This is a genomic window from Stenotrophomonas sp. 05L44_2 (assembly GCF_056665995.1).
In genome coordinates this window covers 1-1461 of record NZ_JBFTNR010000888.1, presented here as the reverse complement: position 1 = coordinate 1461, position 1461 = coordinate 1, and the positions used below count along the sequence as shown (strand labels likewise).

General features: G+C 68.6%; 2 protein-coding genes. Both read right to left on the bottom strand.

All coding sequences use genetic code 11. The features are described 5' to 3' along the window. A partial coding sequence (locus AC1VAN_RS21685) for a response regulator (RefSeq protein ID WP_480986727.1) occupies window positions 1–162 on the bottom strand: 162 nt, incomplete at its 3' end. A gap of 14 nt (window positions 163–176) precedes the next feature. After that, a partial coding sequence (gene rpoN / locus AC1VAN_RS21680) for an RNA polymerase factor sigma-54 (protein ID WP_480986726.1) occupies window positions 177–1461 on the bottom strand: 1285 nt, incomplete at its 5' end.

Here is a 1461-nt window from a genome sequence, read left to right as displayed (position 1 = left end):
CAGCACCACCTGCGGGCGCAGGCTTTCCGAGCGTTCGATCGCTTCCAGGCCGTTGCCGGCGCTGCCGACGATCTGCAGCCAGTCGATCTTGCGGAAGTGGCGCATGGCCGCGTTGATGAAGCCCTCGTGGTCATCGACCAGCAGAACTGTGAGCTTGTTCATGTCCAACATCCTTTTCAGCCCACCCGGGCCAGCTGCGGTTGCCTGGCGTTGACCCGGCGCCGTTCGCGGGCCGGGGCGATATCCAGTTGTTCGCGGTATTTTGCGACGGTTCGACGGGCAATGTTCACCCCTTGGCGGGACAGCAGGCCAGCGATGGCCTCGTCCGCCAGCGGGCGTCCGGCCGGTTCGGCGTCGATCAGGCGGCGGACCATGGCCTTGACCGCTTGGCCGGACACGCTGGCCCCTTCCAGGCGCACGGCGAAGAAGTGCTTGAGTTCGAAGGTGCCGCGCGGGGTCTGCAGGTACTTGCCGGTGGTGATGCGCGAAACGGTGGATTCGTGCATGCCGATTTCTTCGGCCACTTCCTTCAGGGTCAGCGGTGCCATGGCTTCCTCGCCACGCACCAGGAAGGCTGCCTGGCGCTCGACGATCACCCGCGCGGTGCGCAGCAGGGTGTCGTAACGCATCGACAGGCCGCGGCTGAACCAGCGTGCCTCCTGCAGCATCTCGCGCAGGGCCGGCGCAGCCTCACCGCTGTCAGCCAGAGCCTGTTCGTACTGGCTGTTGATCGACACCCGGCGGCTGGTGGCCGGGTTCAGCGCCACCTTCCATTGTTCGTCGGCGTGCCAGGCGACCACGTCCGGCACCACCACTGCATTGCGCTCGGGCAGCAGGCTGTCGCCCGGGCGCGGCTGCAGCGACAGGATCAGGCGGACGGCTTCGCRCACGTCCTCGATCTCGGCATCGTGCTGGCGGGCGAGGGCGGGGTAGTCGTGCGCGGCCAAGGCATCGAGCGCGCCCTGCAGGATGCGCGCAGCCAGATGCCGGGCCGGCACCACGCCGTGCAGGCTGCACAGCTGGGCCAGCAGCGATTCGCGCAGGTCCTGCGCGGCCATGCCGGCCGGCTCGCCCTGCAGCAGGTGCTGGCGGACAGCTTCAACGCCGTCGGCATCGATGTCGAACTGCGCGCTGGCCAGCAGCTGCAGCTGCGCCAGCGGTGCCTGCAGGTAGCCGGCATCGTCGCAGTGTTCCAGCCAGAAGGCGGCCACGGCCAGTTCGTGCTCGTCCAGGTCCAGCGCCAGGCGCTGCAGCACGCGCAGCTGCGGGTCGCTCGACTCGCCAGCGGCGATGCGCGCCATGCGGTCGTCGTCGCCGTCCTGCCAGTTGGCGCCGGACACCTCCCACATCGAGGATTCGGGCAGTTCGTCGAACGCGGCCGTATCCAGCGTGGTGGTGGCCGGATCGGTAGCTTCGGCGGCGGGCGCTTCGGCGTCTTCGATTTCCAGCAGCGGATTGGAG